This is a genomic window from Nocardia sp. NPDC050630, from assembly GCF_044457245.1.
Lineage (GTDB): Bacteria > Actinomycetota > Actinomycetes > Mycobacteriales > Mycobacteriaceae > Nocardia.
The window spans coordinates 241,754-259,799 of the sequence record NZ_JBITGN010000008.1; the positions used below are offsets into that span (position 1 = coordinate 241,754).

Sequence of the window (18,046 nt, forward strand, 5' to 3'; positions counted from 1 at the left end):
GACATCATGTGATGTTGACAGCATTTGCTGTTGACAGCGTCTGATGTTGACAGCGTCTGATGTCGGCAATACCCTGATCTGCCAGGGACCAGACGTGAGGACCATCAGATGGGCACTGCTTACGCCGATCAGGCTCATGCCATCAACGCGCGGGACGTCAGCTTCGATTTCGATTCGGTGCCGATGCACTACATCCCCGGCGAAGTCATGGCCACCCACATCATCAATGTGATGCACCTGGTGCTCCCCGAGGGTGAGCGGGCCATGGCGCAGGCACTGGCCGAGGCGTTACCGCTGATCGATGACGAGCGGTTGCGAGAAGAGGTCCGCGGCTTCATCGGTCAGGAGACGATGCACGCCGGTTCGCACGAAAAGGCCCGCCACCAACTGGAACGCCTCGGACTCGAGGTCGGCCCGATGGTGGATCGCGTCTCCTGGCTGATCGATCGGCTGCTCGGTGACCACGGCCTGTCCGGCCGAGCCAAACACGAATGGCTGTGTGAGCGACTCGCTCTGTTCGCGGGAATGGAGCACTACACCGCGGTCATCGGCGAATGGCTGCTCACCAATGACAAATTGGCGGAAAAAGGGATGCATCCGGCAATGCTGGATCTGGTCCGCTGGCACGGTGCCGAGGAGGTCGAGCACCGCAGCGTCGTCTACGACGCGTACATGCATCTCGACGGCGGCTACGCCCGCAAGGCACGTCAGGCGCTGATCGCCAGTTCGGGATTGCTCGCGTTGTTCGTGATTTCGGGCGCCTACCTGTTCCAGCGGGACCCGTCGCCGAATAAGGGCCGGTGGTGGCCGCTACAGATGGCCAGCGCCTCATTGCGTGGCGTGGTGCCGAACTTCACGACTTTCTTGACCGAGATTCCGCGGTACCTGCGGCCGGGATTCCATCCCTCCCAACTCGGTCCGATGGATAACGCACTGCGCTACCTCGCGCAGTCGCCGGCGGCACGGGCAAACGCATGACTGCCGTGGAGGAGCAGTTCCGGCCGGGGACCGGGCTGCGGATGATCGCGTCGGCGGTGGACACCTACAAGCGGGTATTCACCGAAGGGAAAGCGGCGCAGCTGCTTTCGCGACCACAGCCGGTGCGGCGCACCGGTTTCGATTTCGAGCTGGCGATCATCGGAATCGAGGTCGAGGCCGACGAGGTGGTCAGCCTGACCCTGTGCGATCCAGGCGGCGCGGACCTGCCCGCCTGGACGCCGGGCGCCCATATCGATGTATTCCTGCCCTCGGGTCGTCAGCGGCAGTATTCGCTGAACAGTGATCCGGAGGATCGCAGCTGCTACCGAATCGCGGTGCGCTACATCGCCGATGGCGACGGTGGTTCTCGCGAGATCCACGAGCAGCTGCGTGTCGGCGACCGACTGTGGGTGCGGGGACCACGCAATGCGTTCCCGCTCATCGACGCACCGGAGTATCTCTTCGTGGCTGGCGGAATCGGGATTACGCCGATCCTGCCGATGGTCACCGCCACCGAACGTGCCGGAATACCATGGCGGCTGATGTATTTCGGTCGCTCGCGGGCGCGGATGCCCTTCCTGTACGAGCTCGCCCACTTCACCGGTGGTGATGTGGTGGTGCGACCGGATGACGAGTACGGGGTACCGGATCCGCGGATGATCTTCGAACAGACGCCGACCGGTGCCGCGGTATATGTCTGCGGACCACCGGCATTGGCGGAAGCCGCGCGCAAGGTGCTGCTGCTTCATGATCCGACGGCTTCGCTGCATACCGAGCGCTTCTCGGCGGTACCCGTCAGCAACGGCGCGCCATTCCGTATTCGGTTGCGCCGCAGTGGAACCGAGGTCGATGTCGCGGCCGACGAATCCGCGCTGACCGCGATCCGGCGGGCGGTGCCCGGCGTCGCCTACTCCTGCCAGCAGGGTTTCTGCGGGACGTGCCGGGCGAGTGTGCTCGCCGGGGATGTCGAGCACCGGGACCGGGCCCTACTGCCCGGCGAGCGCAACAATGCGATGCTCACCTGCGTATCGCGTTCTCGCGGCGGCGAACTCGAACTCGATCTGTAGGTTCACCGTGCGGCCGGGAAGATGGCCGGCAGCGTCATCGCGTATTCGAGATCGGCGCGGGTGCCGAGCGTGGTGAGCAGCACGCGGATCATGGTGAGCCGTCCAGCGGCAACGGTTTCCGCGTCCGGCTCTGCGCCGGGCTCGGTACCCGCCGAAATGCGATAGACCACATACTCGCAAACATGCAGGGCGGCATCGAGATCCAGCGGTGAGGGGACCGGGCGGCCCAATTCCGTGAATGTTTCGCGCACCAATGCGCGGATATCGTCCAGTGCCCGTTCGCGATAGGCCGATACCGGCGAGGCCGGATCGTGCAGTTCGGCGAACAGCGGGCGCAGCATCGCACCGTGCCCACGGGCCCAGCCGAGGTAGGCGTCGATGAGACGAATGCCGAGTTCGACCGGCTCGTCCGGACCGGTCAGTGCCGTGCGGATGCCGTCGACCAGGCCGTCGTTGGATGCCTCCAATACGACGTGCAACGGTTCGGTGGCATTGCCGAAATAGCGGTAGAACGTGGGGCGGGCCAGTCCGGCCTGCTCGATGATCTGGGCGACGCTGAGTCCGCGCGAGCCGCCGCGGGTGAATACCGTCGCGGTGGCGAGCACGATGCGAGCGCGGACCTCCTCGGCCTGCTCCTGGGTCTGCGGTGGTCGGCCCCGGCGCACCGCGCCATTCGCCTGGGGAATGTCAGTGGACATGGTGATGCCTCACAACTCGAAGCCTGACCCGTATGTGTCCCACACCGACAGCTTGACACGAGGTGCGGCACCGGCATTAATCTAACACCAGTGTTCAGGAAATAGCTGAACCCGGCTTACCGCCTCGTCCAGCACAGGCGCCCGACCCAGGAGAGGGCCGACAATGACGACCGCCCGCCAACTGACCGAACCGACGGCCCTGCCCGCGGCCCTGGTGCGACCCCTGCTAGATCGTGCGATCGCGGGTGGAGCTCCCGCGGTGGAGATGTTCGCGCCCGCGACCGGGCGCAAGATCGCGGATCTGCCCCAGTCCTCGACCGGCGATATCGAGACCGCCTTCGCGACCGCGCGCACCGCACAGCGCGAATGGGCGCGGCGCTCGGTCCGTGAGCGGGTCGCGGTGCTGCGGAAATTCCACGACATCGTGCTGGCCGAACAGGACACCATCCTCGATATCGTGCAGACCGAGACCGGCAAGTCGCGCGCGCACGCCTTCGACGAGGTCGGCGATGTGGCCGTCAATGCCAGGTACTACGCGTCGGTTGCCAACAAGCTGTTGGCCACCCGCAAGCCGCGCGGTGTGCTGCCGGTACTGACCCAGGTCGATGTGCGGCATCGGCCCAAGGGCGTGGTCGCGGTGATTTCCCCATGGAACTATCCCCTGGCTCTGGCCGTCTCCGACGCCCTGCCCGCATTGGTCGCCGGAAATGCCGTGGTCGCGCGCCCGGATAACCAGACCGCGCTGACCGCGCTGTGGGCCATTGATGCCGCCGAGCGCGCCGGGCTACCGCGCGGGCTCTGGCAGGCGGTGCTCGGCCGTGGTTCGGTGATCGGCGGTGAGGTGATCGCGCGCGCCGACTATGTCGACTACACCGGGTCCAGTGCGACCGGCCGAATCATCGCACAGCAGGCCGGTGAGCGGCTCATCGGCTATTCACTCGAACTCGGCGGTAAGAATCCGCTGCTGGTGCTGGCCGATGCGGATGTGTCCCGAGCGGCCAAGATCGCGATTCGGGCCTGCTTCGCCTCGGCGGGGCAACTGTGCGAGTCGATGGAGCGAATCTATGTGCACGACAAGGTCTACGACCGGTTCGTCGGCGAATTCATCGAACATGTGCGGGCCATCGAATTGGGTGGTGCGCTCGATTACCACAGTGATATGGGGTCTTTGACGTTCCAGCGCCAATTGGACACCGTCAGTGCGCATGTCGACGATGCCGTCGCGAAGGGTGCGCAGGTGCTCGCGGGCGGGAAGGCTCGTCCCGATCTCGGACCGTACTTCTACGAGCCGACCGTGCTGACCGGAGTGCGTCCCGGGATGACGGTGTACCGCGAGGAGACCTTCGGGCCCGTTGTGTCGATATATCGGGTCGGCAGCGACGACGAGGCGGTCGAGCAGGCCAATGACACCGCATACGGGCTCAATGCGAGCGTCTGGACCAAGGATGTCGATCGAGGTCGCAAGGTGGCCGCGCGCATCAATGCGGGTTCGGTGAATGTGAACGAGGGCTTCATCGCCGCATGGGGGAGTGCGGACGCGCCATCCGGTGGACTCGGCATTTCGGGTACCGGGCGTCGGCACGGGCCAGAGGGCTTGTTGAAGTACATCGACACCCAGACGATCGCGGTGCAGCGGATGTTCCCCATCGCGCCGCTGCCCGGCATGTCCGAGGAACTGTGGGCGAAGACGATGACGCTGTTCTTCGGTGTCATGAAGGCGCTGCGTCAAAAATAGTTGCGCCATCACAAGTAACCGCGCCGTCGAAAATAACTGCGCCAGAAGCTGCTCACGAAGAAATCAGGATGAGGACGAATGAAACTGGACACGGTAGCCGATAAGAAGGTCCTGGTCACGGGCGCGGCGATGGGCCTTGGCAAGCGGTTCGCCGAGCGTGCGGTGCGCGAGGGTGCCTCCGCGGTGGTGCTGTGGGATATCAACGAATCCGCGCTGAAGGAGACCGCGGTCGAATTATCCGGTCACGGCGTCGCTATTCATCACTATGTGGTCGACGTATCCGCTCACGACGCTATCAGCGAGGCCGCGGCCGCCGTACGCGCCGACGTGGGCGATATCGATATCCTGATCAACAATGCGGGCATTGTGCGCGGCAACAGTTACTTCTGGGAGACCGCCGATCGCGCCGATATCGATAAGACGATGGCAATCAATTCCCTTGCGCCGATGTACATTACGCTCGAATTCCTGCCAGCGATGGTGCGTGGCACGGGTGCGGCGCGGGTCATGACCATCGCGTCATCGGCGGGTCTGGTTTCCAATCCGCGCATGAGCGTGTACGCGGCCTCGAAGTGGGCGGCGCTGGGCTGGTCGGACTCGGTGCGTATCGAGTTGGAACAGGCGGGTCACGACCACGTGCGGGTCACCACGGTCTGTCCGACCTATATCAACACCGGAATGTTCGATGGCGCAAAGGGTTTCCTGTTCACGCCGATCCTGGAACAAGATGATGTGGTCGATACCTCGTGGCGCGAAATGAAGGCGGGTACTCCACTTGTGATCCTGCCGTGGACCTCCCGGCTCAACAAGGCGATCTCCGGTCTGCTGCCGATCAAGCTGCGCGATCTGTTCCTGAATTCGGTTGGTGTGTACCACTCGATGGACGAGTTCACCGGGCGTAAGAAGTAGCGGCCTCAGCTGGTCGTGACCGGTTCATCGGTGTTGGGTAGTGATCCGCATCACGCATCGGGCTTGGTGCCGATCACGACGGTGGAGTAGAGCTGATCTGATTCGGCGCTGCGGCCGGTGAAGCCGTGCGCGGTGAGGATGCCGATCGAGGGCATGGCCTGAGCTTCGGTGGATTCAACGAGCAGGTGGCCGCCCGGCGCGAGCCAGGTGCGGGCGGCCGCGACGACACGGCGGAAGATATCGAGGCCATCGGGTCCGCCGTCGAGGGCGGTGCGCGGTTCATGATCGCGTGCCTCCGGCGGCATCCTGGAGATCATCTCCGATGGCACGTACGGGGTGTTGGCGAGCAGGATATTGATGCGCCCGCACAATTCACAGGGGAGCGGCTCGAAAAGGTCGCCTTCGTAGACGGGTGCGCCGATCGGGGTGAGATTGCGGCGGGCGCATTCGACCGCCGTAGGTTCGATATCGGTGGCGGCGAGTTCTATCGGACGCCCTTCGGCGGCCAGGGTTTTGGCCAGTGCCAGACCCAATGCGCCTGAGCCGCAACATATATCGACGACGATAGGGTGCGTCGGCATGGCGCGGGCGAGGTCGGCGGCCTCGTCGACGAGGAAGGCGGTGCGTTGGCGCGGGACGAACACACCCGGGACGACCGCGACTCGCATGCCGTGGAATTCGGTCCAGCCCAGCAGGTATTCCAGCGGTGTACCCGACACTCGTTGCGCGACCAACTCCGCGAGATCGGCACCGGTCTCCGTCGCGGCGGCGATGAGCAACCGTGCCTCGTCCTCGGCGAAAACACACCCCGCGGCGCGCAGTCGCGCGACCACATCTCCGGTTGGCATCATCGGAATATCGTGCCGTGTTTGCCGGTGCGCTGGGGGCCGAGCGTGCATTTTTGCGTCGTTTCTGACATTTCGGAGCCGAAAGCGCACGCTCGTACCCGTATCGCTCAGCGCGAGGTGGCGAGCTGGAATGTCCGCGTAGCGTCCAGGTAGATGCCGCGCTGCGCCTGCCTGGTGGGTGGCGGCAACTGCGATACCAGCTGCTCGAGTGAGGTCGTCGCCCCGACCACCCGGGTGCCCGCGACAATGAAATCGGCGACCGCGCGCCGGATGTGGTTCGGCGAGGTGACCACGACCGCGCTGCTCGCGCCGATATCCCGCAGCATATCGGTGCTGAAAAGTGCGTTCTGCACCGTCGATCCGGCCCGGCTCTCGACATTGATCCGGGATGCGGGCAGGCCCATGCCGACCAACCAGGCCCGCATGGCCTCGGCCTCGGTGATCCCGTTCTGTGGATTGCCGCCGGTGACGACGATCGGTGAAAGTGGTGCCGCGACCGCCTGCAACCAGGCCGCGGTCAACCGGTTCACCAGTTCGGGACGCAGCGAACCGTCGGGAAGCAGGCCATAGCCGAGTACCACGATTCCGGTCTGCGGTCCGACGAGCGCCGGCAGCGGATTCGGCAGGGTGCCGAGGGCAGCGCCGATCGCGCCGAGCACGTTGTTGGTGCCCTGGGCCATTGCCGGGTCGACCGCGGCGAGGCGGGCCAGCGCATCGGCCATGGCGGGCAGGTCATTGGCGTAATGCGACCAGATCGCCTGCAGCGAAAGGGCCTCGGCGTCGGCCGGGTCGGCGGCGATGAGCTGTCGGAGTTCGGCGCGCCCTGCGGCGTCGTCGCCGTCGGTGAAGGCGCGCTGGGCGGAGTTGTATAGGGCGTCGGTTTCCGGCACCGCGATGGCGGGTGCGCTGGATAGTCCGGTGATGGTCGCGGCCGCGAACGCGGTCGCGACCCATAGTTTCCAATGCCTCGCGATTTTCACTACAGTCGACACCTTTCCACGCGTGAAACGGGGCTTTCGGTAGGTCAGCTGATAGTTAGCTGAGATGGGGTGTTATCACAATACGGCTGGTAGTGGCGCTAACCCGGTAATTGCTATCCGTTGATTCCGGCATTCGAGCGAACCGAGCGGCGCGCGAGACGACCAGCGGAACCGTCGGCATGGTGCAGCCGATAAGGTGTGACAACGTGGATACCGTTTCGCTGTCCGGCAAGGAACTCGCCGCCGCCATCAACGCCGACACCAAGCAGCGCGCCGCCGCGCTCACCGCGAGCGGAACCGCGCCGCGCCTGGCCCTGATCGTGGCCAATGATGATCCGGCCAGCGCGTGGTACGTGAACTCGCTGCGCAAGGCCGCCGAACGTCTCGGAATCGCTTGCGACACCATCGAACTCGGCGCTGACGCGAGCATCGAGCGGATAAGCGCCGAACTCACTGCCCGCAGCGCGGACAGCACCATCGACGCGATCATGCTGCAGACACCGCTGCCCGCCGGTGTCACCCTCGACGATGTCAGCTCCGCGATCGCCGCCACCAAGGACGTCGACGGCGTCAGCCCGCTCTCGCTCGGCCTGCTCGCCTCCGGCCTCGACGGCTTCGTCCCCGCCACCTCCGAGGCCGTCGTCGAACTACTGAAGCATCACGAAATCCCGCTCGCCGGTCGGCATGTCGCGGTCGTCGGCCGCTCCAATATCGTCGGCAAGCCCCTTGCTCAACTTCTGCTGGCCGAAAACGCCACCGTCACCATCTGCCATTCCCGAACCACCGACCTCCCCGCAGTAACCTCCGCCGCCGATATCGTGGTAGCCGCCGCCGGCCGCATCGGCCTGGTCACCGGCAAACACATCCGCGAGGGCGCCACCGTCATCGACGTGGGCACCAACGAAGCCCCCGACGGCAAAATCGTTGGCGACGTAGACGCGGAGACCGTCCGCGGCAAAGCCTTCGCCCTCAGCCCCGTCCCCGGCGGCATAGGCCCGGTGACCACCGCCCTTCTCATGCGCCACGTGGTAACCGCCGCCGAGAACACGCACCCCGCCTGAACAACCACCGCACCAACGACTTCGGCCCGCGCAACGCGTCGATCCGCTGCAACAGACTCTCCCGCACAGCGCCGATGCGTTGCGCATGCAACCTCCGCAGGCAAACGGGCCAACCACCGCGCCGCAGCTAGCGTCCCTGCGACATCCACGCCATAGCGGGACAAGGTAATGCCTGCCCGTTGTGGGCTACGTCTGAACTTGCCAGAGGCGCACGGTTCCGTCGTATGAGGCGCTCGCTAAACGCCCGTCGGGGAGCGCGGCGAGGCTGCGGACGAAATCGTCGTGGTGGAACACCTCGAGTTCGGTGAGATCGGGTGCGTGCCAGATTCGTACGGCCCCGTCCTCGCCGCCGGTGGCCACCAGTCCGTCGGGCAGCGGCGTCACCGCGCAGATGGCACCTGTGTGCGCCCGTCGCGCGCTCAGCTCGGATATCGCGGAATGCGGTATCCGGTCGGTGGGCGTCGCCGAGTCCGAGGGCAATGTCTGTTCGTGTGCCGCAGTCGGATTCGACGCAAAAGGGCGTGCTTCGTCGGGAAGTGGCCGAGGCAGGTTCCAGACGCGCAACCAGCCTTCGGCGTCACCACTTATCACCGTGCCCGATGGCGTAACGGCCAGCGCGCGTACAGGGGCGGGCGCCCGCACACTCCCAACGAGACTGCCGTCCGCATCCCGGACCGCGATCGTGCCGTCCTCGGAACCGATAACCAATTGTGCGCCAGCATAAGCCACTGCCCATACCCAGCCACCGACGTCGAGCACGCCTTCCGACCCATCCGCACGCCACCATCGAACCCGCCCGTCCGCACCGCCGGTAACCACTTGCCCGTCGGGCAAGGCGTTCGCACACAGCACCGCGCCGCAATGATGCCCGACCGTATGCGGTTCCCACGAACGCCAGCGGCGAACGGCACCGTCGCGCGAGCCGCTCCACAGCTCGCCGTTCGGGTGCGCGAGCAGGGCGGTCACCGAACTATCGTGACCGCGCAGCGTGCGCCGCTGGGCATAGCCAGCCCCGGTCGGCTCCCAGATCCGGATGGTGCGGTCGCGCGAGGCGCTCACAAGCGTGCCGTTCGCGCGGGCCGCGACACTCCACACATACCCATCGTGTCCGCGCAGGATGCCCTCCGATGATGCGATGGTTTGCTCCCGCTCGTAGAGCACATCGGTGCGCATCACCCACTTGGTGCCGCCGGTCACCGGCTCGCCGTCGTGCCAGAGCGCATGATCGAAAACCACGATGGCGCCGGTCTCGGGCCGAACCACCCCGAGTGAGGCGGCACCCGGTTCGCCGCTGGCGTAGAAGCGAGTTTGTCCGCCGTCGAACTCGGTGCTGTCGTTGAGATAGATCATGCACGTCAGCCGGGAGACGACGGTCGCGCTGCTGGCATGCGCGCCATCGCGATGGGTGGCGAAGGATTGGCCGCCGCGGTAGCGGCAGTACCGGAACCGCTCGTTGAGCCCGACCAGCCGCCAGTCGGCGCCATCGATATGCAGCCGCGACGGAAGGTATTCGGCGATCCTGCTGAACAGCGCATCCGCCAGCACCGGGTCGTCGCGGACCAACCGGTCATTGTTGCGATAGGACGCCGGATAGTGCGCGCCGGTCGGCGCGAAGCCCGAATCGGTGGCTGTATCGATGATTTCGGCGCACTCGGCGGCGTCGAACACCCCTCGCAACAGAAAGCAGGTCCGCGCTTCGGCGGCAATGCCGGCCTGCACCTTCACAATCGGACCGGCGGGCATGTCCAGCATGTCCCAATTCAGCTCCGGCGCGGCAGGGAAGTCAACGAGATGTTCGTCCCAGTGGATGGGCCGACCGATGCCTGCGCATCGAGTGCGGCAAGCAAGTCACGAAGCGTTGTGCGCTGCTCGACGCTCAGGCTGGCAAAGACCTCTTCGGCCGCGGCGCGGCGGGCCGCGGCCATCTGCGAGAGCGCGGTTCGGCCGGAGTCGGTCAGCGTCACCAGGGTGGAACGGCGGTTGGTCGGGTCCGGCGCGCGCGAGACCAAGTCCGCGGCTTCGAGCGCATCGACGACGGTGGTGGCCGAGCGCGGCACGATGCCGAGGTGATCGGCGAGCGCGGCCATCCGCAGGGGCTCGTCGTGATGGCCGACAATGCGGAGCGCACGGGCCTGACCTGGGGTAATGCCGAGTGGGGCGAGTCTGGCGACCTGGTTGCGGCGGATGCGTTTGGCCGTGCGTAGGAACAGCTCGGGGAGGTCGAGATCGAGCGCGTTGTCCATTTGTTGAGCATAACTCATTGTTTTCGGAACAATTATGAGTCATGCTCAGTTTTATGCAGTAGTCCTCGGAAGGGAGGCGCCTATGCGGCCCCCACATCAACTTCGCCGGATCGTCCGGCTGTTTCGTCCCTATCGCACGCGCTTGGCATTGGTCGCCGCGCTCGTCGGTTTATCGTCACTGGTCTCGCTGGCGTCGCCGTTCATGTTGCGCGGCATCCTCGATGACGCCCTGCCGCACGGCCGCACCGGTCTGCTGACCGCGCTGGCGGCGGGCATGGTCGCGGTCGCCGCACTCACGAGCATCTTCGGCGTGCTCCAGACCTACATTTCCACCGCGGTCGGTCAACAGGTCATGCACGATCTGCGCGCCGCGGTATATGCGCAGTTGCAGCGAATGCCGTTGTCGTTCTTCACGACTACCCGCACCGGTGAGGTGCAGTCGCGGATCGCCAACGATATCGGCGGGATGCAATCCACCGTCACTTCGACCGCGACCTCACTGGTCTCGAATTTCACCACCGTGACCGCCTCGGTGATCGCCATGATCGCCCTGGACTGGCGGCTCACCGTGGTCTCGCTGATCATGCTGCCGTTCTTCGTCTGGATCAGCCGCCGCGTCGGAGACGAACGCAGGAAGATCACCGCACAGCGGCAACAGAAATTGGCGGGCATGTCGGCGATCGTGGAGGAATCGCTCTCGGTGAGCGGCATTCTGCTCGGGCGCACGATGGGCCGCTCGCCGGCTCTGGTCGACGATTTCGCGCAGGAGTCGCGCGGACTGGTGGACCTGGAGATCCGGTCCGGCATGGCGGGACGGTGGCGGCAGTCGACGATTCAGATCGTCATGGCGGCCATGCCCGCGATCGTCTACTGGGCGGCGGGATTGACCGTGGCGGCGGGACATCCGCTGGTGTCGATCGGCACCCTGGTCGCCTTCACGACCTTGCAGACGAGCCTGCTGCGCCCGATGGTGCAGTTGCTGTACACCGGTGTGGAGGTGCAGAGTTCCATGTCGCTGTTCGGCCGGATCTTCGAATACTTGGACTTGAAGCCGGATATCGAGGAACCGATAACGCCGGTGCCGGTGCCGGATCCGGGCGTGCAAGGTGAGGTTCGCTTCGAGCATGTTGGCTTCACCTACGGATCCGGGACACGGGATGTGTTGCAGGACATCGACATCACTGTGCCCGCCGGGTCCAGCCTGGCCATCGTCGGCGAAACCGGTTCGGGCAAAACCACACTCGGCTATCTGGTGGCGCGACTCTACGATGCGACCTCCGGACGGGTTCAGATCGACGGAATCGACGTGCGGGACTTGACGTTTGCCGATCTGGCCGCAGCCGTCGGTGTGGTCTCCCAGGAAACCTATCTGTTCCACGCCTCGGTCGCGGACAATCTGCGGTTCGCCAAACCCGATGCGACCGATGAGCAGTTATATGCAGCGGCGCGGGCCGCGCAGATCCACGACCACATCGCGAGTCTGCCGGACGGGTACGACACGCTGGTCGGCGAACGCGGCTATCGGTTCTCCGGCGGTGAGAAGCAGCGTTTGGCGGTGGCGCGCGTGATCCTGCGCAATCCGCCGATCCTGGTACTCGACGAGGCCACCAGCGCACTGGACAACCGGACCGAGCAGGAGGTGCAGGCGGCCATCGACGCGCTATCCGAAGGTCGAACGACCATCACCATCGCGCATCGGCTCTCCACCATCCGCGACGCCGACCAGATCGTCGTACTCGACCGCGGTCACATCATCGAACGCGGCACCCACCGCGAGCTCATGGACGCCGACGGCCGCTATGCGGCGCTGGCGTCGGGCGGCGACCTCCTCCGCGCGGCCTGAGGTGTTCAGATGGGTTCGGGTTCGGCGCGGTTGTCGAATTTCTCACGGGCGGAGTGGATTTCGCTGTGGTGCCGCACCGACCAGACTCCCATTGCATGACTGAGCTCCCCGAGGCTGGCACCCAATTCGGTCAGTGAGTACTCCACCCGCGGTGGAACGGTGGGGTAGACCGCACGGCGGACCAGCCCGTCGCGCTCCAGGTTGCGCAGAGTGCGGGTGAGCATCTTCTGGGTGATGCCGTCGAGCCGACGCCGCAGATCGTTGAATCGCACCGGCCCGCCCGCCGTGCGCAGCACGCCGAGCACCAGGAGCACCCATTTGTCGGCGAGCACCGTCAGCACTTCGCGGGCCGGGCAGTTGGTCAGATAGCTCTTGACCAGGTTATCGGAACCGGACCAGTCGACAACGGTATCCATTGGGTACCTCGGGATCATTGAAGTGCCTTCTTTCCCTTGGATACTAGGGGACCGCAGAATCGGTGGCATGCTCGCAATCACGCAACAAAGATTCGGTGGTCCCGAGGTTCTGGAAATCGTCGAGGTCGATCGGCCGAGCGCCGGGCCTGGCGAGGTGCTGGTGCGGGTCGCCGCCACCGGTATGAATGCGGCGGACTGGAAGCTGCGGTCCGGACTGGTGCGCAAACTCGGGGATCCGCCGTTCACCCTCGGCTTCGATGTGTCCGGGATCGTCGATGCGGTCGGCGCCGGTGTCGAGCGATTCCGGGTCGGCGACGAGGTTTACGGCATGGTGCTCAGTCGGTCGGGTGGGTATGCGGAATACGTTGTGGCGCAGGAGGAGTTCCTCGCACCGAAACCGGCGATCCTGGATCACATCCATGCGGCCGCCGTGCCGACCGCGGTGCTGACCGCATGGCAGGGACTTACCGAAGTCGTTGCCGGACAACGCGTGCTGGTGCATGCGGCTGCCGGTGGTGTCGGACATTTCGCCGTGCAGATCGCCAAGGACCGTGGCGCGTATGTGATCGGCACGGCCCGCGCCGCCAATCACGAATTCCTTCGTGGTATCGGAGCGGATGAGTTGATCGATTACACGACAAGCGATTTCGCGGGGATCGTGCGTGATGTCGATGTCGTCTTCGATCTCGTCGGCGGCGACTACGGGTCGCGTTCGCTGCCGGTGCTCGCCGCGGACGGTCGCCTGATCGACGCGCAGGGCAATGATGCCGACAGCGATCCGCGGTACGAGCGGCTGTATGTCGATCCGTCCGGCCGCGATCTACGCGAGCTGACCGCCCTGTTCGAGACGGGCCGGTTGCATGTCGAGGTCGATCAGGTGCTGCCGATGGCCGAGGTGGTCAAGGCGCATCACCTGAGCGAATCCGGGCGCGTCCGCGGGAAAATCGTACTGGTGCCGTGGAATTCGCCGGTGTGACCGTCAGGCCGCGCCGATCCCGGTGATGAGTGTCTGGTTGCCCACGCGCGCCGTCGTGACGACCTGGGGTTTGTAGGTGACCGATGTCGAATCGGGCCGATGCTCGGTCACCTGCACCAGATACTGGCCGACGGACGTCCCCGGCGTAATGCTGATGCAGTGGGTGGTACCGGCCGGAATGCCATCGATGCCCTGTTGAATTGTCCCGGCGGGGGAGACGGATGCATTGGGCGCCACGAACTCTCGGGTCGCCACACCGGACCGGGTGACGTAATACGCGTATTGGAACGCGAAGATGACGCCCGGTCCGGAATCCATTCCGCCCGCACCGTTGCCGGTGATGGTGTCCCCGACGCGCTCGGCCGGGCACTCGGCGGCGGGGGTGGGTCCGGAGACCGCGACCTGGCTGAGTGTGGACGAGGCAACCGTCGCCGGTTGCGGATCCGGGCGAATCTGCACGAACGCCACGACGAGCAGTCCGGCCGCCGCGACCGATCCGACCAGCACGGGCACCCACCGGCGCTTCGACCGATTCCGCCCGGAACGATCGATCATGGCCGCCAATGCCTCCTCGTGCCGGAAGTAATCCGGCGCAGCGGGTTTCGGTTCCTCGGGAACTTCTTCGACCCACTCGGACCACTCACCTCGATAGTCGAGTTCCTGCCGCGTGAATTCGCTGTCGTCTACCTGAATCAGGTTCTGCTCGTACGTGCCCGGTGCGTCATGGTTCGAATCGTGTCGAGTGGCTTCGGCGTGGGGAGGCCCCGGGTGAATCGGGTTCTGGCGCATCGGATCTTCTTGGAGCGGAGCCCGCATGGGCGGCTCCTGAGGAACAGGGGGGTGCCAATGGGGATCTTGCACGGCGGGCGGACGCGGTGCGCCAGGCGCGGGAGGGTTCGGGTTTGCGGTGATGGGTGCCTGACGGATCGGATCCGGCAATGTCAGCGATTGCTGCTCACTGTCCTGCACGGTCGGCGCCTGGTGCATCGAGATGTTTGGAACCGGTGCCTGACGCGCGGGAACGTCTTGGATCGGAATCCGCGGTATCGGTCCGATTTGCCTCGGGCCCTGGGGATTCGGAGCTTGGCCGCCGGGAACCTGTTGGCCGCGAATGCGCCGGAACGGATCGGTATTCGTCGGCGCCCGGTCGACCGGCACTCGGGGCAGCGGCCCGGATTGCGTTGCGGCGCTGTCGATTGGAACGAGCCGTAGTGGACCGGTGTCGATGGGTGCGCCGTCGACCGGGATCCGCGGAATCGGACCGGTCGGCGCATCGTCCTCGGTGGAGCCGATCCGGTGGAACGGGTTCGGCGGTGTCGGAGTCCGGTATGTCCTCGGCGCACCGAGCGGTTGTTGTGGCGCAGCGCCCGGCTGCGGGCCCATATTCGCCCGCGAGGTCATATCCGGTCGATCCATCGCCCCACCTTCATCAGGTCATACGATCACGTGTGTCCCGCAGTTGTATCAACCCCGGCAGGATACTGCCAGGTTTGCTGCCCGTGACGACATTGAGAGAAGGTGTCGCGAAGGAAAAACGGATTGTTTACGGGTCACCAGTGCACGGTGACCGGATCGCCGACGCCGACGGTCTGGTAGTACCAGGCGGCGTCGTCGGGAGCCAGATTGATGCAGCCGTGGCTGACATTGGCATGGCCCTGCGAATCCACCGACCACGGCGCGGAGTGCACGAAAACGCCGCCCCACGTGAGGCGTTCGGCGTACTCGCCGTTGATGACGTAGCCCTCGGGGGAGCTCAGCGGTATCCCGATGGTGCGCGAGTCGAAGACGACCGAACGGAACTTTTCCAGTATCGGGAAGGTACCTGTCGGTGTCTCGTAGCCGGGCTTGCCCATGGACGCGGGCACCGACCGCGCGACCGCGCCGCCGACGCTCACGGTGAAGGTATGCGCTGACATATCGGCGTCGGCCACCACGCCCGCATTGGTGCGGAACTCGGTGCGAGTGTTACCGACCTGCACCGAGATCGGCGCTCGGGCGGGCAGGAAACTTGTTGGTGTCCAAGTCAATTCACGATCACTCGCCCAGGAGAAGGCTCCCGGCAGTGGCTCGGTGGCTCGGATATCGACCAGTCGTTCAGCTCGGTCGCGGTTGGCGACCGAATCGGCGAATCGAATCGTCACCGGTGCCGCGATGCCGACTTCCTGGCCTGCCGACGGGGTAATCGTCGCGACGACGTCGGCGCTCGGTTCGAGGATCGTAGTGGCGAATGCCGTTCCGGACCCGAAGGCCGCCAAGGCGACGATCGTGATCGCGAGGAATAGGTATCTGAGTGCGCTCCGCATGGTCCACCCCTTCACGCTGGTGTGGGACGCAGAAATCCAGTCTAGGACTTCATGATCAACTCGACGTACCGGTTCTATAACGGCCGTCCGAGTCCACAGGTTTTTCGTATAGAGGCGACATACCCGGCATAAAACCGGGCAAACGATCCGACCGGTTGGTCGAATTCAGCTGCGTACCGCATGCAATACATCCGCGTGCAATGCGTCCGCACGAGCAGTGATCTCGTCGATGCGGATCAGAACTGCCGCGAACTTATCGCCCTGTTCGGCGCTGAGTGAGCGGACGTTTATTTCGATATTGAGCTGCGAACTGGTGGCCGCGGCCCGCGCCGCATCGGCGGCGGCGCCGATATCGGTGACCACATTGGGATTTCCGATCGGCAGCAGTTCGGTGGCGAGTGAGAGCACCTCATCGGCCTCGTCGACGACCGCGGCGGGCACCCGGGCAGCCTCGAGCAGCGCGGCGGTAATGGCATCGCTGCGCGCGGCGACCTGCTCCGGGGAATCCTTCGGCAACTTGTAGGCGTTGCCGACGGCGGTGAACGCCGCCGCATCCGCATCGGCCAACGCCAGCGCGCGCTCGCGGGCCGCATCGGCCGCCTCGATGATCCGGTCGATGACCGGCCGGTGCTCGGCATCCTTGGCCCGGGTGGTGTAGCGCGCGACCATCGCGACCAGCGCGGCGCCCTGTGCGGCGTGCAGTGCGGCGACGGCACCGCCGCCTGGTGCCGGCACCTTCGCGGCCAGGTCGGTCAAGTACTGCGCGAGAGTGACCTCAGCGAAGGCGGGCTGCGACACGTCGGGTGGCCTTTCGTTTTCCTGCGACGATAGTGGAGAACTACGGCGAATACGCTACCGCTCGCACCGGTGGCCGGTGCGCGGCCGGTGCGTAGCTGCGGTTATGTTGAGTGCTATGCGGATCGGATTGAGCATCAACTACTCGGGCGGCTTCAAAGAGGCGGCCGCCGAGGTGGCCGACCTGGAAAGGGCCGGACTCGACATCGTGTTCGTGCCCGAGGCCTACTCGTTCGACGCGGTGAGCGCGCTCGGATATCTCGCGGCCAAGACCACCCGGCTGCAGCTGGCCTCGGGCATCCTGCAGATCTACACCCGCACGCCGAGCCTGACCGCCATGACCGCCGCCGGGTTGGACTTCGTCTCCGACGGCCGCTATGTGCTCGGCCTCGGCGCGTCGGGCCCGCAGGTGATCGAGGGCTTCCACGGCGTTCCCTACGACGCGCCCATTGGACGCACCAGGGAGTTGGTGGAGATCTGCCGCAAGGTGTGGCGTCGCGAGCGACTGGAGTACCAGGGCAAGTATTACCAGATCCCGCTGCCCGCCGATCAGGGCACCGGCCTGGGCAAACCGCTCAAGCTGATCAATCATCCGGTGCGCGAACGTATTCCGGTGCTGCTGGCCGCGCTGGGCCCGAAGAATGTGGAGCTGGCCGCGGAGATCGCCGAGGGTTGGCAGCCGATCTTCTTCGTACCGGAGAAGGCCAAGCAGATCTGGGGCGAATCGCTGGATGCTGGTCTGGCCAAGCGCGATCCGAGCCTCGGCGAGCTCGACGTCTACGCGGGGCCCGCACTGGCCATCGGTGAGAATGTCACGCCGCTATTGGAATTCGTGAAACCGCATCTGGCGCTCTACATCGGCGGCATGGGCGCCAAGGGCAAGAACTTCTACCACACGTTGGCCACCAAGTACGGCTACGGTGCCGAAGCGGACCGGATCCAGGAGCTGTATCTGGCGGGCAAGAAGGAAGAGGCCGTCACAGTGGTCCCGGATGATCTGGTCCGCGATATCTCGCTGGTCGGCCCGGCCGGCTTCGTGAAGGAACGGATCGCCGCATTCCGTGCGGCGGGTGTCACGGTGCTGAATGTGGTGCCGATGGCCGCGACCTCGGCCGAGCGGGTCAAGCTGATCGAGCAACTGCGCGAACTCTGCTGATTCGCAGCGCCCGCGGCGCTGCGTGTTCACGGCCCCCT

Annotated in this window: 17 protein-coding genes; 8 read left to right on the top strand and 9 right to left on the bottom strand. The window is 65.4% G+C overall.

Annotated features, from left to right (window positions below; genetic code table 11):
• The first annotated feature begins 108 nt into the window (after positions 1-108).
• On the top strand, positions 109-978 hold the full coding sequence (locus ACIBG0_RS22235) for a metal-dependent hydrolase (RefSeq protein WP_397034857.1): 870 nt from the start codon (positions 109-111) through the stop codon (positions 976-978).
• Complete coding sequence (locus tag ACIBG0_RS22240) at positions 975-2,045, top strand: PDR/VanB family oxidoreductase (RefSeq protein WP_397034858.1); 1,071 nt, start codon at positions 975-977, stop codon at positions 2,043-2,045. The genes ACIBG0_RS22235 and ACIBG0_RS22240 overlap by 4 nt, the downstream gene beginning before the upstream one ends.
• A 2-nt stretch (positions 2,046-2,047) precedes the next feature.
• On the opposite strand, the gene ACIBG0_RS22245 is transcribed toward ACIBG0_RS22240, so the two are convergent.
• On the bottom strand, positions 2,048-2,743 hold the full coding sequence (locus tag ACIBG0_RS22245; RefSeq protein WP_397034859.1) for a TetR/AcrR family transcriptional regulator: 696 nt from the start codon (positions 2,741-2,743) through the stop codon (positions 2,048-2,050).
• A 163-nt stretch (positions 2,744-2,906) separates the two neighbouring features.
• On the opposite strand from ACIBG0_RS22245, the gene ACIBG0_RS22250 reads away from it, so the two are divergent.
• On the top strand, positions 2,907-4,478 hold the full coding sequence (locus ACIBG0_RS22250) for a succinic semialdehyde dehydrogenase (protein ID WP_397034860.1): 1,572 nt from the start codon (positions 2,907-2,909) through the stop codon (positions 4,476-4,478).
• A gap of 78 nt (positions 4,479-4,556) precedes the next feature.
• Positions 4,557-5,387 carry an SDR family oxidoreductase gene (locus ACIBG0_RS22255; RefSeq protein WP_397034861.1) on the top strand — a complete coding sequence of 277 codons (831 nt, stop codon included), beginning with the start codon at positions 4,557-4,559 and terminating at the stop codon, positions 5,385-5,387.
• A gap of 50 nt (positions 5,388-5,437) precedes the next feature.
• Here ACIBG0_RS22255 and ACIBG0_RS22260 read toward each other — a convergent pair whose 3' ends face one another.
• Both ACIBG0_RS22260 and ACIBG0_RS22265 read right to left on the bottom strand, forming a co-directional pair.
• On the bottom strand, positions 5,438-6,238 hold the full coding sequence (locus ACIBG0_RS22260) for a putative protein N(5)-glutamine methyltransferase (RefSeq protein ID WP_397034862.1): 801 nt from the start codon (positions 6,236-6,238) through the stop codon (positions 5,438-5,440).
• Positions 6,239-6,342: 104 nt separating this feature from the next.
• Positions 6,343-7,215, bottom strand: a complete 873-nt coding sequence (locus ACIBG0_RS22265) for an ElyC/SanA/YdcF family protein (RefSeq protein ID WP_397034863.1) — start codon at positions 7,213-7,215, stop codon at positions 6,343-6,345.
• Positions 7,216-7,421: 206 nt separating this feature from the next.
• On the opposite strand from ACIBG0_RS22265, the gene ACIBG0_RS22270 reads away from it, so the two are divergent.
• Positions 7,422-8,276: a bifunctional 5,10-methylenetetrahydrofolate dehydrogenase/5,10-methenyltetrahydrofolate cyclohydrolase gene (locus ACIBG0_RS22270; RefSeq protein ID WP_397034864.1), complete on the top strand. Its 855-nt coding sequence runs from the start codon at positions 7,422-7,424 to the stop codon at positions 8,274-8,276.
• Between the two features lie 186 nt (positions 8,277-8,462).
• On the opposite strand, the gene ACIBG0_RS22275 is transcribed toward ACIBG0_RS22270, so the two are convergent.
• The gene (locus tag ACIBG0_RS22275; RefSeq protein WP_397034865.1) at positions 8,463-10,028 is read right to left on the bottom strand and encodes a 2OG-Fe(II) oxygenase; all 1,566 of its coding nucleotides are present in this window, start codon (positions 10,026-10,028) and stop codon (positions 8,463-8,465) included.
• Between the two features lie 8 nt (positions 10,029-10,036).
• Positions 10,037-10,519, bottom strand: coding sequence for a MarR family winged helix-turn-helix transcriptional regulator (locus tag ACIBG0_RS22280; protein WP_397034866.1), 483 nt, complete (start codon positions 10,517-10,519; stop codon positions 10,037-10,039).
• An 82-nt stretch (positions 10,520-10,601) separates the two neighbouring features.
• Here ACIBG0_RS22280 and ACIBG0_RS22285 point away from each other — a divergent pair, with 82 nt between their 5' ends.
• Positions 10,602-12,362, top strand: a complete 1,761-nt coding sequence (locus tag ACIBG0_RS22285) for an ABC transporter ATP-binding protein (RefSeq protein WP_397034867.1) — start codon at positions 10,602-10,604, stop codon at positions 12,360-12,362.
• 5 nt (positions 12,363-12,367) lie between these two features.
• Here the strand turns inward: ACIBG0_RS22285 and ACIBG0_RS22290 are convergent, their stop codons facing one another.
• Positions 12,368-12,778: a winged helix-turn-helix transcriptional regulator gene (locus tag ACIBG0_RS22290; protein ID WP_397034868.1), complete on the bottom strand. Its 411-nt coding sequence runs from the start codon at positions 12,776-12,778 to the stop codon at positions 12,368-12,370.
• A 67-nt stretch (positions 12,779-12,845) separates the two neighbouring features.
• On the opposite strand from ACIBG0_RS22290, the gene ACIBG0_RS22295 reads away from it, so the two are divergent.
• Complete coding sequence (locus ACIBG0_RS22295) at positions 12,846-13,754, top strand: NADP-dependent oxidoreductase (protein ID WP_397034869.1); 909 nt, start codon at positions 12,846-12,848, stop codon at positions 13,752-13,754.
• Positions 13,755-13,757: 3 nt separating this feature from the next.
• On the opposite strand, the gene ACIBG0_RS22300 is transcribed toward ACIBG0_RS22295, so the two are convergent.
• The 3 genes from ACIBG0_RS22300 to ACIBG0_RS22310 all read right to left on the bottom strand — a co-directional run bounded on the left by ACIBG0_RS22300 (position 13,758) and on the right by ACIBG0_RS22310 (position 16,855).
• The gene (locus ACIBG0_RS22300) at positions 13,758-15,170 is read right to left on the bottom strand and encodes a hypothetical protein (RefSeq protein ID WP_397034870.1); all 1,413 of its coding nucleotides are present in this window, start codon (positions 15,168-15,170) and stop codon (positions 13,758-13,760) included.
• A 134-nt stretch (positions 15,171-15,304) separates the two neighbouring features.
• On the bottom strand, positions 15,305-16,057 hold the full coding sequence (locus ACIBG0_RS22305) for a L,D-transpeptidase family protein (protein WP_397034871.1): 753 nt from the start codon (positions 16,055-16,057) through the stop codon (positions 15,305-15,307).
• A 165-nt stretch (positions 16,058-16,222) separates the two neighbouring features.
• Entirely contained in the window at positions 16,223-16,855 is a 633-nt protein-coding gene (locus ACIBG0_RS22310; RefSeq protein WP_397034872.1) for a cyclodeaminase/cyclohydrolase family protein, read from the bottom strand.
• Between the two features lie 115 nt (positions 16,856-16,970).
• Here ACIBG0_RS22310 and ACIBG0_RS22315 point away from each other — a divergent pair, with 115 nt between their 5' ends.
• Positions 16,971-18,008, top strand: a complete 1,038-nt coding sequence (locus tag ACIBG0_RS22315; RefSeq protein ID WP_397034873.1) for an LLM class F420-dependent oxidoreductase — start codon at positions 16,971-16,973, stop codon at positions 18,006-18,008.
• Positions 18,009-18,046: the final 38 nt, after the last annotated feature.